The sequence below is a fragment of the Lysinibacillus sp. COL-1 genome (assembly GCF_059814265.1).
In genome coordinates this window covers 679,885-697,120 of the sequence record NZ_JCAWSJ010000003.1, presented here as the reverse complement: position 1 = coordinate 697,120, position 17,236 = coordinate 679,885, and the positions used below count along the sequence as shown (strand labels likewise).

Sequence of the window (17,236 nt, the reverse complement as noted above, 5' to 3'; positions counted from 1 at the left end):
CCAAGTTATAATTTAATTGTTACGTTTGAGACCTCGCAGTAGAATTCAAAGCTGTGTGCGCCACCTTCACGCCCGATTCCGCTATGTTTCATCCCACCAAATGGTGTTCGAAGATCTCTTAAATACCATGTATTTACCCAAACGATGCCTGACTCAATTTGACCTGCAACACGATGTGCACGTCTTAAATCATTTGTCCAAATAGTTGCACCTAAGCCGTAATTTGTATCATTTGCACGGGAAATCACGTCGTCTTCTGTATCAAAAGGTAATACTGTAACAACTGGGCCAAAAATTTCTTCGCGTACACAACGGTCCTGATCCGTTAAATCGGTAATAATTGTTGGCTCAATATAGTAGCCTTTATCGATAGTAGCTGGGCGACCACCGCCTGTAAGAATATTGCCACCCTCTTCTCTGGCAATTTGAATGTAACCCATTACTTTTTCATAATGCTCTTTCCCTACGACAGAGCCGATATCTGTCGTTGCATCAAATGGATCTCCAATTTTTAATTCTTTTGTACGAGCTACAAATTTCTCCACAAATTCTTTATAAATATCACGTTCTACATATATACGAGAACCACAGAGACACACTTGCCCTTGGTTTGTAAAGCTTGATTTTAACGTTGTTGCAAGAACTTCATCTAGGTCCGAATCTTTAAAAATAATAGTAGGATTTTTGCCCCCTAATTCAAATGAAACTTTTTTCAATGTAGGGGCAGCAGCCTTCATAATAGTAGTGCCTGTTTTAGTTTCCCCTGTAAATGTAATAGCATCTACATCAGGGTGTTCTGATAGAAAAGCACCTGCTGAATTCCCACCAAAACCGTGAACTAAATTTACAACACCATCTGGTATCCCCGCTTCTTGACATAATTCAACCAAGCGAGTAGCTGTCATTGGTGTAAGCTCCGCCGGTTTCATGACAGCAGTACTACCTGCTGCTAAGCAAGGGGCTAATTTCCAAGTTAAAAGTAGTAATGGTAAATTCCAAGGATTAATCATAGCCACGACACCTACTGGTCGTGTCACTGAATAATGAAGTGCCATATTGTCTTGGTTATAAGATTCATTGCCAAGTGAAGTAACGTAATCCGCAAAGAAGTGGAAATTATGTGCTGCACGTTTAATATCCATTTCTATCGCTAAATGATACGGTTTGCCTGTATCTATCGTTTCTAAAGCAGCAAGTTCTTCAACATTTTCTAAAATGAGGTCGCCAATACGTCGTAACAGTAGAGAGCGCTCTTTGACAGTGAATTTTCCCCACGGTCCTTTCAAAGCAGCTTTTGCAGATTGTACTGCTGCATCGACTTCTTCCCTAGTCGCTTCTGCTACCCATCCAATGACTTCTTCTGTAGCAGGATTTATATTTTCAAACACTTTCCCATCTATAGCGTCAATGAATTCACCGTTTATGAAATTACGACAATTAATACTTTTCGTTTTAAACGTTGCATGTTGCATCACTTTTCACTCCCTCAATTATGGAGCGACTTTAAGAAAAAGAGTGTTTTACCTTTTTCTCAAAGTCGCTTTTTGATTATTCTGAAATTTCAACAACCATTTCTATTTCAATGGCTGTATTATTAGGAAGTTGGGCCATCCCAACTGCTGAACGGGCATGTTTTCCTCGTTCTCCAAAAACATCCACTAATAAATCTGATGCACCATTCATAACTTTTGGCTGTTGTGTAAAATCAGGCGTAGAATTGACCATTCCTAAAATTTTTACAATACGCTTCACCTTCGATAAATCACCTAATTCAGATTTCAATACAGATAACAGGTTAATCATCGATTGGCGACAAGCTGCATAGCCATCATTTACTGTTAAATCTTCACCTAATTTGCCATGATACTGATCGACACCTTGACCTGATGTAAAAATTAAATTACCTGTTCGTACACAACCAACGTAATTTCCAACTGCTTCCCTTGGCTCAGCAAGTTCTATTCCAAGCTCTTGCAAGCGTTCTTCAGGCGTTTTCACTTGATTTACCATTTAGAACCCTGCTCCTTTCTACATTTAAAAATGACATAGCGTTTTCACCTAGAATGGCTTTACGTACTTCTTCTGATAAGTCCAAGGTTTCATCTATGATTTTTCCAGGGTTAATTTCTCTTAGTAAAAATGGATAGTCTGATCCCATCATAATTTTCTCATGGCCAAAACGTTCAATTAAGTAATGTAGATTTTGTGATTCATATACTAATGAATCAAAGTAAAAATTTTTCGTGTAGTGGCTTGGAGGATATTTTGTACGTCTAAGGCTTGGCCAAACATCCCAACCTTGGTCTAGACGTGGAAGAATATAAGGGAATGATCCGCCACCATGGGCAAAACAAACCTTTAAATTCGGACACTTTTCCATTACACCACTCCACACCAAGCTCGCTGCCGCTAAAGCTGTTTCACTCGGCATGCCAATTGTATATAAAAAGTTATGTCTTGGTGTTCTCTCTTGTGCTAAGGTTTCCCAAGGATGAATAAAGAGCGGCATTTCATATTGTTCTGCCGCTTCAAAAAATGGCAGTAAATACTCGCTGTCCAAATTTTCTCCATTGATATTAGTGCCAATTTCAATTCCGGCTAGACCTATTTCTTTGCACCGTTTTAACTCCACAACAGCCGCTTTTGCATCTTGCAACGGTACAGTTCCTAGGCCGATAAAACGATCTGGATGTGCTTTAACAACATCTGCAATAAAGTTATTTTGGAATTGTGCAAGCTCTACCGCTTGTTCAATAGGTGCCCAATAAGAAAATGTGACAGGTACGGGTGAAATAACCTGCATATCTACACCCTCATGATCCATATCCTCAATGCGTTTTTTTGTGTCCCACACTTGATTGGTCACTTCCCTAAATACTTCACCACTTACCATAATATCCGCTCCACAAGAACATTTTTGCTCTAAGACAGGCCACTTATCATTATCATACTTACTAGCAAAATTCGGTAAATCTCTCGGATAAATATGTGTATGAAAATCGATTCTCATTGCCATTCACTTACAGTCTCAGGCATTACATGTCCACAACTATCACATTGACGTAAATCTTTAGAAGCGTTGAAGTAATCAATACCATCTGAGATTTGTTTCCCAATGTTTGTTACTTGTACGCGTAGACGATACAATTCATGGTCACATTCACTGCATAGCCATACTAAATCCTCTAACTCGCCTTCTTTACGTTTTCTCTCCACGACAATTCCATATGTGTCTGCAACGCGGTGTGGTGAATGAGGGACGTTTGCTGGTAGCATAAACATTTCGCCTTCCTTCACTTCAATTACTTCACGTTTACCTTCATCATTAATAACCTCTACAAAACAAGAACCTTTAATTTGATAGAATAGTTCATCTGATGGGTCAACATGGAATTCACGACGAGCATTTGGACCACCAAGCAACATAATTAAAAACTCAGAGTCTTCCCATAGCACTTTATTATTCACTGGCGGTTTTAGTAAATGCTTGTTCTCCTCAATGATTTTAAAAATGTTTTGAGAACGGGCTTGTAATTTACTTACTTGCGTTGAATTGGACATAATTGAATTCCTCCTAATTTTAAATTTAATAATTTATTGTCATATAGCCTAGTTGTCTCGAAATTAGTTCTGCTGAACGAATTACCTCACGAACAATTGCCTGTTTATCCTTACCGTTCATATAACTTTTTTCACCTACTAAGTTAAGGGCTGCTACAACTTGACCATTATAGGTTTTAATAGGTGCTGCAACCCCATAAGTATTGGACGCATTTTCCTGATCGCTAATGGCATAGCCGTTTTTATAAACTACTTCAAGCTCCTTTTTCAAATCATCTACAGAGGTGATAGTATTGGCAGTTTGCTTAAACATGCCTTTTTCCAACATCGGCAACATAAATGCTGGATTATACGTTAATAATACTTTCCCAATGCTTGTTGAATAAGCAGGATAACGAGTCATACCGACAAATGTTGGTACTATATCCGCATGTGGAGACATAGCCTTGTATACAAATCGAACTTCCCCATTATCAAACATCCCAATATGTGAAGTACCTTTAAAACGCGCAACCAAATTACTTATTATAGGGCCTGCTTCAAAATTAATTTCTTGGTAATACATAACTTTGTTACTCCACTCAAGAATTTTCCAGCCTAATCGGTAACGCTTATCACTGCCTTGCAAGAGAATACTTTCTTGACACATTGTTTTTAAGAAATGATGGACTGAACTCGGAGGTAAATTTAGCTTTTCTGCGATTTCTTTATTACTTAAAGATGGTTCGCCATCCAAAAATAAATCGATAATGCGTGAGATTTTTTTTACCGATGAAATCAAATGCTTCACCTCCAAGTTCAATTTATACTGTTTGTTTCTCGCCTACATCTTCTTTCGCAAGAATGGATTCAACTAAATCAAAGGAGTACCGTTTCTTAAATTTATTGTAGTAAATAGCACGTTTCCGTATTGGATCTCCTGTATAATAGCGTTCGTATTGAAGCGCTCTCATACCAAACCCTTCACCACATAAATCCCAGGCTAGCTTAAAGATTTTCATTCTTAGTTCTGCATCTACACCTTCTCGTCCACCATAATGACGATCAATGCTTGGACGAAGCTCTGGATTTAAGAAATCAGCTTCAGTTGGCATCATTAGCAAACCGCCTGCCCCAATTGTTTGCATGACTTCAATGGCTCTCGGATATATTTCTGGCATCATGCCGCGAATGGTCTCTAAAGCATCTGGATTTAATCGCGCTTCACCATGCTCTGTTACCGTAAATTCATGCTCCGCTGTTCGAATCAATGCACGAATGACTTCTACATATTGCACTAATTCGCCGAGATCACGTTGCACATTTAAATATTGATCTACACCAATCGAATCAGCAACCTTACAAGCTACCTCTACAGCAAATGCCAGTTTAATGTATCCTCTAACCCCTGACTGATGTGCGGGCTGTTCAGCAATACCTGTCATTGGATACAGCAAGTTCGCAGCCTCAACGTTGTTATATAAAAACACACGATCCCATGGTACTAATACATCTTCAAAAATGAGTAGTGCATCCATTTCCTCATAGCGGGAAGCCAGTGGATGATCGAATGTTGAACGTGTACCATCTTGAACGGGTTCACGACAAATAATTTTTAACCCTTTCACATCAATCGGTACAGCAAAAGCTAATGCATAACGCTCGTCTCCTGGTACAAATCCTGGGTATGAATAGATAATGACTTCATCCGTAAACGCCGCTAATGTTGCTAGCATTTTTGCTCCGCGGACAACTAATCCATCAGGACGTTCTTCTACTACACCTAAGTGCGTAAACTTATCTGTCTGTTCATGTGATGCTTTACTTCGGTCATTTTGTGGATTCACAATGGCATGAGTTAAGAACACATCATTATCTCGTATATAGCGATAATAAGCTTCAATGTTCTTAGCCCAATCTTGGTTGTATTTCGCCAAGAACCAAGAATTTTGTGCTAAAGAAGTTACCACTGTATTTAAAAAATCTGGTGTTCTCCCCATCAAGCCAAAAGTTTGGCGAGCTACTACTTCAAAAGCTTTACTACGTTTCATAATATCTTCGTAGGATTTTGCAAAAAGGAATGAAGTGGCTACACGCTCCCCTGTTTCATCACATACATGCGTTAAATCTTCTTGATATTTTGGATCATGTTGTAAATCATATAACTTTGCAATTTCTTTAATTGGTTGTTGAAAATAGGGTTCATCGTAAACACTCTCTACTAAACGACCATTTAGCCATACTTCTGGGTTTCTTGACTTTAATGCATCCATAAATTGTTGCCCTGTTCTAATTCCCATAATTAATAATCCCCTCTACTAAATAACTATTGTTGTATGAACTGTTTTGTCGAGCCCATCTTGCCTTCAAAAAATGTAAGCGCTTCACTATTAGTGCGTCCAAAATTAAGGATTTCTCCTATAAATAAAACATGGTCTCCCGCATCCACTTCTTTCCATGGCTTACATTCGATAAAAGCACAAACATCTTCAATTTTTGGAGCTATACCATCTTTAATCCATGTAATTTCAAGCCCTTCTTGCTTACGTCCTGCAAACTGCCATGCTATAGACTCCTGTTGATCTGATAAAATATTAATTGTAAATGCATTGTTTTTCATTTGAGATAACGCATTTGCTTTTTTATCAATAGATACTAGTGCTAGAGCAGGCTCTAACGAAACTGAAGTAAATGAGTTCACTGTAATCCCATTAATCCCCACACCATCAAACCAAGTAACGACCGTCACACCTGTAGGAAATTTTCCAAATGTTTGTCTAAGTAATTTTGTATCCATTTATAGCACCCCCCTTTAATTTATTATCAGTATCATAACAACTTCTCTTCTCCTTGAAATGCATTATATTTCAAATAGTGAAATCAAATAAAATTATTTTTCTACTTTAAACCTCTTTTTTCTATAAAAAATCATTTTTATCTATTTTAACAAAATGATATTTTTGTTCGATTTGATAATCTACTAGTTTAATATGTTATATTTCGTTTGAACTCTCTTTATCTAAAACTATATCAATATTTTTATCGATTCACACTGGAATTAACTGAAAAATCTAAAAATATTTCTATTTATCGCCTGTTTATAAGCTAAAAAGGGAAATATCTATATAGATTGCTTCATGCCATTGTTTATTAATAATTGAACTATGGCATGGTGACGGCTTGCCATTTAATAGAACTTGTACTATACACGGTAATAAAAAGTTGCCTCCAAAGCATTTTTACATACTTCTGAGGCAACATATATTTAGTGAACTAATCGGCAATGAAAATTACCTATTGGCGGCATCATTAGCTACGGCTTTCAAACTAAGCAAACCCACTGTTGAACCAAATGATTTTAAATGCGCAGAAGTTAAGTGTATTTGGCAAGTTAGTGTTAATGGTCATTGGTATCATCTTTCATGATGAAAAACTAAGTTAAGTCATTTATGGACTACTGATATTTATTTGCTGCGACTAGTGCCAATTATGCTTATGCAAAGACTCCATTTATTGTAGTGACTATGACAATGCTGGCTATTTAACAAAAATTGAAATTTAAACGGTTGAAGAAGTATTAATCGAGGATGAAGTTCTTAAATTAGACGGCTCACAGCATCACCAAAGTTTATACTGCCTCAATCGAATCCATGTGATAAACGCACAGATTCCTTCCATTCTTATCTCTTCATTTACAGTATTACCATATTTTATTAACAAATATTTAACAGTAGCTTTACACCCTTCCTTTACACTTACAATTGAAATCATTTAAAGGAGGAAAATCATGAAATACGCAAAAAAATGGACTTCATTGTTTTTAGCAAGTGCTGTAACGTTATCCGCAGTTAGTATCCCACAACAAGAGGTAGAAGCAGCCGAAGTAAAGAAACCGACAAATGTCATTATGCTTGTAATGGATGGGAGCAGTAATAATGCGGTTACCCTTTCTCGTTGGTATAAGGGTGAGGGCTTAGCAATGGATGAGATTTTATCTGGTGCTATGCGCACGTATTCTGCTGAATCAGCCATTACAGATTCTGCGCCTGCTGCTACGGCTTTAGCAACTGGTCATAAATCGAATGATAAATATGTAGGCGTTTTACCATCCGTGATTAATTCCCCTGGTTTAGCACAAATTTCTCAACAAGATGCCTTCCGACCTGTAGCCAATGTGCTAGAAGGAGCTAAACAAAAGGGCAAGGCGACTGGACTGATTTCTACTTCTGAAATTCAACATGCAACGCCAGCTGGTTTTTCAGCGCATGTTAACAATAGAAGTCAATATGGTGATATTGCTGAACAGCAAGTTTACCAAAATATTGACGTCGTTTTAGGTGGTGGCTTAGAGTCGCTGTCACCAGGAACTACAAAAAATGCCCGTCAAGATGGCGAGGATTTAATCCAGGTTCTGAAAGAAAAAAATTATGATTTAGTTCAAACACGTGATGAACTATTCAAAAGTCAGTCTTCAAAAATTTGGGGAAGCTTTGCACCAAGTGCACTTGCCTATGATTTAGATCGCGCTAAAACAAGAGCATCCGAGCCTACGCTTGCTGAAATGACGAACAAGGCAATCAATACGCTAAAAAAGGATGAGGACGGCTTCTTCCTCTTTGTTGAAGGTAGCAAGGTCGACTGGGCAGCACATGCCAACGATACAATCGGTATCATTAGCGATATTTTATCGTTTGATGATGCTGTAAAAGAAGCGGTTAATTTTGCGAAGGAAGATGGCAATACATTAGTTATTGCCGTAACAGACCATGGAAATAGCGGGATTACGATGGGGAATGCCAACACGACTAATACCTACTCCAGTATTCCAGTCTCTGCTTACATTGATCCGTTGAAAAAAGCGTCCATGACCGTTGAGGGAGCATTAAGTCAATTAAAAGAAGACCGTTCTAATTTAAAAGAAGTGGCTGCCCTTTATGGCTTAGATCAATTAACAAAGACTGAATTGACTAAACTAAAACTTTCTAAAGACTTAGGCAGTGAGATGGTCAAAATGCTGGCAAATCGTGCGAACATTGGCTATACGACAGGTGGTCATACCGGTGAGGATGTGTTTTTATATTCATTCGGTCCATCTAAGCTGACAGGACTAGTAGAAAACACTGATTTAGCTCATACAATGGCGCAATTCATGGGCTTTGACTTAAATACACTTACAAATGATTTATATGTGCCAGCAACAAAGGCATTTACGGAAAAAGGCTTTACAACAAAAATTGACTTATCCGATAAAGAAAACCCAACATTTATTGCACAAAAGGCAGATGTGATGGTGAAAATCCCAGTCAATAAAAACACAATGCTGTATGAGCAAACTTCAACAAACACTGTAAAGACCCATACATTTGACACAATAAATATCTATAATGGCTCTGAATTTTATGTATCAAAAAAAGTTTTGAATGCCGTGAAATAAAAACAATAGCGCGAACATAAGTTGAGATTATTCCCTTATGTTCGTGCTTTTTTTACATAAAAAGACCAACCAATAGTTTGTAAAATCCACACTTTCCCCCATAACCTTAAATTTACCTTAAATTAATCTTATGATTTACTGAATTCACCTTAATTCAGCAACATTTTTCTCCACATTCCGTCAAATCAGTGTTAAAAACATAAGGTAAGGATTTTTCACTAGTAAATTACTATTTTTTGAAAATTTAATCCTATACTTTTTTCATTGGAGGTGGACAAATGCAATCCATCAAAAATAACGAGCCTTTGCGCTTTATTGCCTTGACGCTATTTTATTTGATCGTTTTGGTACTGCTGTTTCTTATACATGGTTTCCATGATATGAACGCTGGACCATTTATATATACGGAATTTTAAATAAAGGAGATTTTATAATGTTAAGTATTTTAGCAGCTATTGAACGCGTGGCCCTCCAGCAGCCACAAAAAACTGCTTATCAAACGCACCATGCTTCCTTAACATACGGTGAGCTTTGGCACTTATCGGATAATGTAGCTGATTATCTGATGAAGCTTAACTTGCGGAGACAACAACCTATTGTCGTTTATGGACATATGTCCCCTCTACAAATTGTCGCCTTTTTAGGTGCTGTAAAAGCTGGTCACTCATACGTACCTGTTGACTCTTCAACGCCAATAGAAAGATTACAGCTTATTTTAGAAGCATCTGGAGCAGGTTTATTATTGACAACAGAGCCATTACACATGCTCACGAATATCCCTGTTATGGCGGTGAGTGATGTCTTAGCGAGTTCCTCAAAGGACGTTACCCTATCATCAGCGACATGGGTGCAAAACGAGGAAATCCATTATATTATTTACACTTCTGGTTCAACTGGTCAACCAAAAGGTGTCCAAATAACAGCTAGTAATTTAGCACATTTTGTCTCTTGGATGCACGAAAACTTCCCTTTACAGGACGACGGTGTATTTTTAAATCAAGCGCCTTATTCCTTTGATTTATCTGTCATGGATCTGTACCCGGCTCTTGTTGGAGGTCACACACTTTACGCGATTACACAGCAAGAAATCGCCAATCCTAAAGCATTATTTGATTCTTTAGCTACGTCGAATACTCGTGTTTGGACTTCTACACCTTCCTTCGCCAAGATGTGTTTAATGAACAAAGAGTGGAACCAGCAGCTCATACCGACATTAGATACTTTTTTATTTTGCGGCGAGGTTTTACCAATAGCGGTATGTAAAGAGTTAATGTCACGCTTTCCACAGGCTACCATTTATAATTTATACGGTCCTACGGAAACAACGGTCGCGGTATCCTATGTAGAGGTGTCTAAAGCATTAGTGGAACGCTTTGAACAATTACCGATTGCCCCTATAACGGAGCCGAACGTCGCTTTATTAGAAGATGGTGAAATTGTTATTTCAGGCCCAACTGTCAGTGCAGGGTACTTGGGAGCGCCTGATTTAACAGCGAAGGTTTTTTCAACAGTAGCTGAACAACGCATCTATCTAACAGGTGATTTAGGCTATGAGCAGGATGGTTATTTATTCTTTTCTGGGCGCAAGGATTTCCAGGTTAAACTACATGGTTATCGTTTGGAAATTGAGGAAATTGAAAAACAAATTAGCAACCTACCACCCGTTTCAAGCTGTGTTGTTGTACCGATTTATAAAGAAAAGGAGATCATCTCGCTTAGTGCACATGTTGTTTTGCGCGAGCCATTAACAGACTCTCCCTTCAAAATGACAAAGCAGTTAAAAACACTTCTATCAGAGTATTTGCCTGCTTATATGGTACCAAAAACGTTTAAATATATGGACGCTTTACCATTAAATCCGAACGGTAAGGTTGATCGTAAAGGATTGGCGGTTATGGAAACAGTATGACGCCTTATGGAAATATAGCATTCTTTGTGATCATCGGACTTTTATTACTACCAACAATCCTATTGGGTTTACAAGGCAAATCTTCTAAATACTATAATCTATTTGTGTCATTGATTGTCTTAGCTCTTATCTTTGGACATTCATTGAATGGGTCCATTTCGCTCATTCTATTTACGGTCTTTCAGATAGTCCTTATTGTGGCTTATCAGCGTTACCGCCTTCAGCAAAATAGTGGAACAATCTTTATAATAGCTGTACTCTTGTCGATATTACCACTTGTCCTTGTGAAGGTACTACCGATTCTTGGATTACATCATTTATTTGGCTTCCTTGGTGTGTCCTACATTACATTTAAAGCAGTGCAAATGATTTTAGAAACCCGTGACGGCTTAATGAAAGAGAAAATTCCTGTCATAGAGCTAGCGTATTTCTTACTATTCTTCCCTACAGTATCATCAGGGCCGATTGATCGCTGGCGACGTTTTACAAAGGATTTTCATACTGTACCTTCCTCGGAGGATTATCAAAAGCTGCTGTTAAGTGGGCTCAACTATATCTTTGTCGGCTTTTTATATAAATTTATTTTGGCGTATTTAATTTACAACTACACCCTCATTTATTTGCCAAATCATACGTATAACTATTTGACACCTTTCCAGGGGCAATTAGCGTATATGTATATGTATAGCTTTTACTTATTCTTTGATTTTGCTGGCTATAGTGCATTTGCTGTTGGTGTGAGCCGAATAATGGGCATACAAACGCCTATTAACTTTAATCGTCCATTCGCAAGTCGCAATATTAAAGACTTTTGGAACCGTTGGCATATGAGTCTTTCCTTTTGGTTTAGAGATTACGTCTATATGCGCTTTGTGCTTTGGATGACGAAGAAAAAGTGGCTGAAAAATAAATTCGCTATTTCGTATATAGGCTTCTTTTTACTATTCTTTTTAATGGGTATTTGGCATGGCCTAGAATGGCACTTTGTGGTCTACGGACTCTATCATGCCCTATTAATTATTAGCTTTGATAAGTTTGAACGCTGGAATAAAAAGCATAAGCGCTGGCCTAAAAATAAGTGGACCCATGCTATTGGCGTCTTCATTACGTTTAATGCCGTATGCTTTGGCTTCTATATTTTTTCTGGCAAATTATTTTAACCAAGGGCTGAAAGAGCCTGTTCAATAAAGGAGAATTATTAATGGATCAACAACAAGTTTTAGAAATGCTAGTCGAGTTATGTGAAGATGAAATTATTGTAGAGAACCCAGATATTGATTTATTTGAAGAAGGTTTGCTAGATTCGTTTGGGACAATTAATTTATTAGTAGAAATTGAAAACCGCTTTAATATTTCTGTACCTATAACTGATTTTAATCGTGAAGAATGGAATACACCGAATCGAATTGTAGGGAAATTAGCTGAAAGACAATGATGAAGAAAGGCTTTCTCTCTCTATTTATCGCCTTTGCTCTTTTTACTGGCTTTGTCTTCTTTCCGAATGCATGGATCAAGGCGTGGATTTCCGATGAGGATGTGGAGCAAGCCAAAACAAACATGTCTCCACTTGTCTTTCAAGGTACGTATTTACAGGAACGCATGTTACAGGAGCCTCATTCCATGCCTTTGTATGGCTCCTCTGAATTAAATCGTTTTGACCCTTTCCATCCCTATAATTATGCGCGAGCATCTGAAGCGCCGTATTCAACATTTATGATTGGGCGTGGGGGAATGCAGTCCATTACTCATTTTTTAAATTTTGCTGCTCAAGAGGGAAATTTAAAGGATAAAAAATTAGTTTTCATCATCTCCCCACAATGGTTTACAGAAAAGGGCATGGGTGAATTTCACTTTTCACCGAATTATTCGATGTTACATGCCTATGATTTAGCTTTTAATCAAGAGATGGATGCCGACCTTCGTAAACGCGCCATGGAACGACTGCTAGAATTTGATACCGTTGAGCGGGATCGTCTCTTAAAAACGATGTATCAATATCAAATGTCAAACGGTAAGGAAAAGCCGATTACGGGACGTTTGGCGATGGTGGCAGGGCGCTTCCATAAGGAATTGCTAGAAAAGAAGGATTTATATTATTCCCTTTTCCCACGTAAAGGTCATCACTTAAAAAGCAATGACAAGCTCATTGCCAATCAAAGCTTTGAACAGCAATTACAGCATGCTGAGGCGTACGGAAAGAAACGTGTTTCCAATGACTACATGATTGAAAATCGCGCTTACCAGCGACTTGTTAATGCTAATTTTTCAAAGTTTAAAGGAATGCGAAAGAAAGAGGATTACACGAAGTCTCCGGAATATAAAGATTTTCAATTGGTCATGGATGTGTTAAAAGATGCTGGTGCCAAGCCATTATTCGTATCCATTCCGGTTAATGGCTACTGGTATGATTATAATGGCTATCCAGAGGAACGTCGTCAGCAGTACTATGATAAGATGCAGCAAGTATTAAAGGCTGCCAATGTTGACTACGTTGATTTTACAGACCATGAATATGACCCTTATTTTATAATGGATACGATTCATATTGCCTGGAAGGGCTGGGTCTATCTCGATCAAGAACTAGACCAACATTGGGCACAGCCATAAAAAGGAACTGTAGACAAACTCAAAAAAATTGAGAGTTTGTCTACAGTTTTTTTCTTTTATAATGACATAAAGTAAAGCCGTTGATTTCCACTTCAATAGGCACAAAAAGAAATGCCCCAAAGTATCAATAAACTTTGAGGCATTTTTTGTCTATTATTTAAGGTTGTAGAAAGATTGTAATCCAAGGAACTCTGCTGTTGAACCAAGTTGATCTTCAATGCGAAGAAGTTGGTTATATTTTGCTACACGGTCTGTACGTGAAGGAGCACCTGTTTTAATTTGACCAGCATTTGTAGCAACGGCGATATCTGCAATTGTTGCATCTTCTGATTCACCAGAACGGTGAGAGATAACAGCTGTGTAACCAGCACGTTTCGCCATTTCGATTGCTTCAAATGTTTCAGTTAATGTACCGATTTGGTTTACTTTGATTAGGATTGCATTTCCTACGCCTTGCTCAATACCAGCCGATAATTTTTTCGTATTTGTTACAAATAGGTCATCACCTACTAATTGCACACGACTACCGATGCGATCTGTTAATAGCTTGTGGCCAGCCCAGTCGTTTTCGTCTAAGCCATCTTCAATTGAAATGATTGGGTATTTGTTTGTTAACTCTTCGTACCAATCAACCATTTCTTCAGAAGTTTTCACAACACCTTCACCATCTAAGTGATATTTGCCATCTTCTTTGTTGAATAGTTCAGATGATGCTACGTCCATAGCAAGTCGAACTTCTTCACCTGGTTTGTAGCCTGCTTTTTCAATCGCTTCTAAGATAACTGTAATCGCTTCTTCGTTAGAGCCAAGGTTTGGTGCGAAACCACCCTCATCACCTACTGCCGTGTTGTAGCCTTTTGCTTTTAGAACCGCTTTTAGGCTATGGAAAATCTCAGCGCCAATGCGTAATGCATGACGGAAAGATTCAGCCCCAACAGGCATAACCATGAATTCTTGAATGTCTACATTGTTATCTGCGTGAGCTCCACCATTTAAAATGTTCATCATTGGTACTGGTAATTGTTTAGAGTTAAACCCACCAAGATATTGATAAAGAGGTACATCTAAATAATCTGCCGCAGCATGTGCAACTGCCATCGATACACCTAGAATTGCGTTGGCACCTAGCTTGCCTTTGTTTTCTGTGCCATCTAGCTCGATTAAAGCTTTGTCGATGACAACTTGGTCAAGAACTGAATAGTTACCCTCTAATTCTTGCGCAATAATTGTGTTTACATTTTCAACTGCTTTTAATACACCTTTGCCTAGGTAACGAGATTTGTCACCATCGCGTAATTCCACCGCTTCGTATTCACCTGTCGATGCACCTGATGGTACGATTGCGCGTCCAAATGCGCCTGATTCTGTAAATACTTCAACCTCTACTGTTGGGTTCCCACGTGAGTCTAAAACTTCGCGCGCATAAACTTGTGTAATAAATGGCATAATTAATTCTCCTCTTTTTCAATTAATGATTGTCCTGTCATTTCAGTAGGCTGTGACACCTTTAATAATTCTAACATGGTTGGTGCTAAATCGGCTAAAATACCACCATTTCTTAACATTATATTTGCTTTTGTCACAATTACTGGAACAGGATTTGTTGTATGAGCTGTCATAGGCTCACCTGCTAAAGTCAATACTTCATCAGAATTACCATGGTCAGCTGTAATAATAGCTGCGCCTCCTTTTGCAAGAAGAGCATCTACTACTTTGCCTAAACATTCATCTACCGCTTCAATCGCTTTAATCGTTGGCTCAAGCATTCCACTATGACCCACCATATCAGGGTTGGCAAAGTTGAGAATAATGCCATCAAATTTCTCAGCAGCAATTTCTGCAAGCAAGGCTTCTGTTACCTCATAGGCAGACATTTCAGGTTTTAAATCATATGTTGCCACTTTTGGAGAGGCAATTAAAATACGTTCTTCACCTGGGAATTTTTCCTCACGTCCACCACTCATAAAGAATGTAACATGTGGGTATTTTTCAGTTTCAGCAATGCGTAACTGTGTTTTCCCATTCGTTGCTAGTACTTCACCAATCGTATTTTTTAAGTTGTCATTTTCATAAGCAACTTGTGCATTGACGTTATCACTATAGTGTGTGAAGGATACAAATTTTAAATTCTTTGGATGCTTTGCAGATACAGCAAAACCATCAAATCCTTCATTTGTGAACACTGTGGATAGCTGAATAGCACGATCAGGACGGAAGTTAAAGAAAATCACTGCATCATGATCGCTAATTGTTGCTACTGGCTCACCATGCTCTTGAATGCTGAAGGGAATCACAAATTCATCGGTTACTTCACGCTCATAGGATGCTGCTACACCACTTTTTGCACTTTCTGCTGTTTGACCAACACCATCAACAAGTACATTGTACGTGAGAGCGACACGATCCCAGCGCTTATCCCGATCCATTGCATAATAACGTCCGTGAATCGAAGCAAACTGACCAATACCCATTTCAGCCATTTGTTTTTCTGTTTCTTCGATATAGTCTAATGCCGTTGTTGGACCAACATCACGTCCATCTAAGAAACCATGTACATAAACTTCATCTAATCCTTGCTGTTTAGCTAGCTTTAATAGCGCAAACATATGCTCATAATGACTATGAACACCACCATCTGATAATAAGCCCATAACATGGAGCTTGGAGTGATGAGCTTTTACATATGCTACTGCATCTAAAAACGCTTGATTCGTAAAGAAATCCCCTTCACGAATCGATTTATTTAAGCGTGTTAAGCTTTGATAAACAATTCGTCCAGCACCGATATTTAAGTGCCCTACCTCAGAATTCCCCATTTGGCCGTCAGGTAATCCAACGGCTTCTCCCGCCGCAGTTAATGTAGCGTGAGGATATTGACTCCAATATCGATCAAAATTTGGCTTGTTGGCTTGTGCTACTGCATTCCCGAATGTTTCATCTCGAAATGCAAAGCCATCTAAAATAATTAATGCTACTGGCTTTTTAGGCATTTGCTGCCGCCTCCAATAATGTTAAGTAAGATTCTGGCTGTAAGCTTGCTCCACCAACTAAAGCACCATCAATATGCTCTTTCGTTAAAAGCTCCTGAATGTTATCAGGCTTCACACTGCCGCCATATTGAATGCGTACAGCATTCGCCGTTTCAGCATTATATAGCTCTTCGATAACTGCACGAATCGCTCCACATACTTGATTTGCATCGTCTGCTGTAGCAGTTTTACCAGTACCAATCGCCCAAATCGGTTCATAGGCAATGACCATATGCTCAACTTGCTGTGCATCAAAACCAGCAAGTGCCGCTTTAATTTGTCCAGCCACCTTTTGCTCTGTCGTGCCAGCCTCACGTTCCTCTAGTGTTTCACCACAGCAAATAATTGGCACGATATTATGTGCAAGCGCTGCTGCTACCTTTTTATTAATCGCTTCATCTGTTTCATTGTAGTATTCACGACGTTCTGAGTGCCCTAAAATGACATAGTCAACATCTACACTTGCTAGCTGGGCTGGGCTAATTTCACCAGTAAAGGCACCTTCATTTTCAAAGTGCATTGTTTGTGCACCAATCGCCAACTCTGACTCACTAGCAACCTGCACAAGTGTAGGTAGGTAAAGAGCTGGTGCGCAAACAACAGCATCTACTTTGTCATTGGTAGGAAGTTTATCCTGTACTGCATCTACAAACTGAATAGCTTCTTCAAATGTTTTAAACATTTTCCAGTTACCCGCAATAATTGGTTTACGCATCA

Annotated in this window: 16 protein-coding genes; 6 read left to right on the top strand and 10 right to left on the bottom strand. The window is 38.6% G+C overall.

The genetic code is table 11. The features are described from left to right. Positions 1 to 5 precede the first annotated feature (5 nt). From AC6BKE_RS07820 to AC6BKE_RS07790, 7 genes are all read right to left on the bottom strand, one after another. Positions 6 to 1,472: an aldehyde dehydrogenase gene (locus tag AC6BKE_RS07820; RefSeq protein WP_058844375.1), complete on the bottom strand. Its 1,467-nt coding sequence runs from the start codon at positions 1,470 to 1,472 to the stop codon at positions 6 to 8. Between the two features lie 76 nt (positions 1,473 to 1,548). Beyond that, positions 1,549 to 2,010, bottom strand: a complete 462-nt coding sequence (locus AC6BKE_RS07815; RefSeq protein WP_036121150.1) for a RidA family protein — start codon at positions 2,008 to 2,010, stop codon at positions 1,549 to 1,551. Then, the gene (locus tag AC6BKE_RS07810; protein WP_036121153.1) at positions 1,985 to 3,016 is read right to left on the bottom strand and encodes an amidohydrolase family protein; all 1,032 of its coding nucleotides are present in this window, start codon (positions 3,014 to 3,016) and stop codon (positions 1,985 to 1,987) included. Before AC6BKE_RS07810 ends, AC6BKE_RS07815 begins: the two co-directional genes overlap by 26 nt. Further along, entirely contained in the window at positions 3,007 to 3,561 is a 555-nt protein-coding gene (locus tag AC6BKE_RS07805) for a 3-hydroxyanthranilate 3,4-dioxygenase (RefSeq protein WP_036121155.1), read from the bottom strand. Before AC6BKE_RS07805 ends, AC6BKE_RS07810 begins: the two co-directional genes overlap by 10 nt. Before the next feature lie 25 nt (positions 3,562 to 3,586). Further along, positions 3,587 to 4,342, bottom strand: a complete 756-nt coding sequence (locus AC6BKE_RS07800; RefSeq protein ID WP_036121159.1) for an IclR family transcriptional regulator — start codon at positions 4,340 to 4,342, stop codon at positions 3,587 to 3,589. Between the two features lie 22 nt (positions 4,343 to 4,364). Continuing rightward, positions 4,365 to 5,840: a 4-hydroxyphenylacetate 3-hydroxylase family protein gene (locus AC6BKE_RS07795; protein ID WP_036121163.1), complete on the bottom strand. Its 1,476-nt coding sequence runs from the start codon at positions 5,838 to 5,840 to the stop codon at positions 4,365 to 4,367. Between the two features lie 26 nt (positions 5,841 to 5,866). Continuing rightward, positions 5,867 to 6,337: a flavin reductase family protein gene (locus AC6BKE_RS07790; protein WP_036121167.1), complete on the bottom strand. Its 471-nt coding sequence runs from the start codon at positions 6,335 to 6,337 to the stop codon at positions 5,867 to 5,869. Between the two features lie 990 nt (positions 6,338 to 7,327). Between AC6BKE_RS07790 and AC6BKE_RS07785 the strand changes: the two genes are divergently transcribed. From AC6BKE_RS07785 to dltD, 6 genes are all read left to right on the top strand, one after another. Continuing rightward, the gene (locus AC6BKE_RS07785) at positions 7,328 to 8,974 is read left to right on the top strand and encodes an alkaline phosphatase (protein WP_271910890.1); all 1,647 of its coding nucleotides are present in this window, start codon (positions 7,328 to 7,330) and stop codon (positions 8,972 to 8,974) included. 278 nt (positions 8,975 to 9,252) lie between these two features. Further along, positions 9,253 to 9,390, top strand: coding sequence for a teichoic acid D-Ala incorporation-associated protein DltX (locus tag AC6BKE_RS07780; protein ID WP_036121175.1), 138 nt, complete (start codon positions 9,253 to 9,255; stop codon positions 9,388 to 9,390). Between the two features lie 17 nt (positions 9,391 to 9,407). After that, on the top strand, positions 9,408 to 10,883 hold the full coding sequence (dltA, locus tag AC6BKE_RS07775; protein ID WP_271910891.1) for a D-alanine--poly(phosphoribitol) ligase subunit DltA: 1,476 nt from the start codon (positions 9,408 to 9,410) through the stop codon (positions 10,881 to 10,883). Then, positions 10,880 to 12,043, top strand: a complete 1,164-nt coding sequence (dltB, locus tag AC6BKE_RS07770; protein ID WP_036121180.1) for a D-alanyl-lipoteichoic acid biosynthesis protein DltB — start codon at positions 10,880 to 10,882, stop codon at positions 12,041 to 12,043. Before dltA ends, dltB begins: the two co-directional genes overlap by 4 nt. Positions 12,044 to 12,084: 41 nt before the next feature. Next, on the top strand, positions 12,085 to 12,318 hold the full coding sequence (dltC, locus tag AC6BKE_RS07765) for a D-alanine--poly(phosphoribitol) ligase subunit 2 (RefSeq protein ID WP_036121183.1): 234 nt from the start codon (positions 12,085 to 12,087) through the stop codon (positions 12,316 to 12,318). Next, positions 12,315 to 13,490 (top strand): D-alanyl-lipoteichoic acid biosynthesis protein DltD, encoded by a 1,176-nt coding sequence (dltD, locus tag AC6BKE_RS07760; protein ID WP_058844371.1) that lies wholly within the window; start codon positions 12,315 to 12,317, stop codon positions 13,488 to 13,490. Before dltC ends, dltD begins: the two co-directional genes overlap by 4 nt. Before the next feature lie 153 nt (positions 13,491 to 13,643). Here the strand turns inward: dltD and eno are convergent, their stop codons facing one another. Genes eno through tpiA form a run of 3 tightly spaced genes read right to left on the bottom strand, consistent with a single transcriptional unit; the run spans position 13,644 to position 17,234 of the window. Continuing rightward, positions 13,644 to 14,936 carry a phosphopyruvate hydratase gene (gene eno / locus AC6BKE_RS07755; RefSeq protein ID WP_036124037.1) on the bottom strand — a complete coding sequence of 431 codons (1,293 nt, stop codon included), beginning with the start codon at positions 14,934 to 14,936 and terminating at the stop codon, positions 13,644 to 13,646. Positions 14,937 to 14,938: 2 nt separating this feature from the next. Beyond that, a complete protein-coding gene (gene gpmI / locus AC6BKE_RS07750) occupies positions 14,939 to 16,480 on the bottom strand; it encodes a 2,3-bisphosphoglycerate-independent phosphoglycerate mutase (RefSeq protein WP_036124040.1) in 1,542 nt (513 codons plus the stop codon). Then, positions 16,473 to 17,234 carry a triose-phosphate isomerase gene (gene tpiA, locus AC6BKE_RS07745; RefSeq protein ID WP_036124043.1) on the bottom strand — a complete coding sequence of 254 codons (762 nt, stop codon included), beginning with the start codon at positions 17,232 to 17,234 and terminating at the stop codon, positions 16,473 to 16,475. The genes gpmI and tpiA overlap by 8 nt, the downstream gene beginning before the upstream one ends. Positions 17,235 to 17,236: the final 2 nt, after the last annotated feature.

Bases quoted from the DNA above. Each gene is read 5' to 3' on its own strand.
- AC6BKE_RS07820 (WP_058844375.1), bottom strand. From the start codon at position 1,472: ATGCAACATGCAACGTTTAAAACGAAAAGTATTAATTGTCGTAATTTC.
- AC6BKE_RS07815 (WP_036121150.1), bottom strand. From the start codon at position 2,010: ATGGTAAATCAAGTGAAAACGCCTGAAGAACGCTTGCAAGAGCTTGGA.
- AC6BKE_RS07810 (WP_036121153.1), bottom strand. From the start codon at position 3,016: ATGGCAATGAGAATCGATTTTCATACACATATTTATCCGAGAGATTTA.
- AC6BKE_RS07805 (WP_036121155.1), bottom strand. From the start codon at position 3,561: ATGTCCAATTCAACGCAAGTAAGTAAATTACAAGCCCGTTCTCAAAAC.
- AC6BKE_RS07795 (WP_036121163.1), bottom strand. From the start codon at position 5,840: ATGGGAATTAGAACAGGGCAACAATTTATGGATGCATTAAAGTCAAGA.
- AC6BKE_RS07790 (WP_036121167.1), bottom strand. From the start codon at position 6,337: ATGGATACAAAATTACTTAGACAAACATTTGGAAAATTTCCTACAGGT.
- AC6BKE_RS07785 (WP_271910890.1), top strand. From the start codon at position 7,328: ATGAAATACGCAAAAAAATGGACTTCATTGTTTTTAGCAAGTGCTGTA.
- AC6BKE_RS07780 (WP_036121175.1), top strand. From the start codon at position 9,253: ATGCAATCCATCAAAAATAACGAGCCTTTGCGCTTTATTGCCTTGACG.
- dltA (WP_271910891.1), top strand. From the start codon at position 9,408: ATGTTAAGTATTTTAGCAGCTATTGAACGCGTGGCCCTCCAGCAGCCA.
- dltB (WP_036121180.1), top strand. From the start codon at position 10,880: ATGACGCCTTATGGAAATATAGCATTCTTTGTGATCATCGGACTTTTA.
- dltC (WP_036121183.1), top strand. From the start codon at position 12,085: ATGGATCAACAACAAGTTTTAGAAATGCTAGTCGAGTTATGTGAAGAT.
- dltD (WP_058844371.1), top strand. From the start codon at position 12,315: ATGATGAAGAAAGGCTTTCTCTCTCTATTTATCGCCTTTGCTCTTTTT.
- eno (WP_036124037.1), bottom strand. From the start codon at position 14,936: ATGCCATTTATTACACAAGTTTATGCGCGCGAAGTTTTAGACTCACGT.
- gpmI (WP_036124040.1), bottom strand. From the start codon at position 16,480: ATGCCTAAAAAGCCAGTAGCATTAATTATTTTAGATGGCTTTGCATTT.
- tpiA (WP_036124043.1), bottom strand. From the start codon at position 17,234: ATGCGTAAACCAATTATTGCGGGTAACTGGAAAATGTTTAAAACATTT.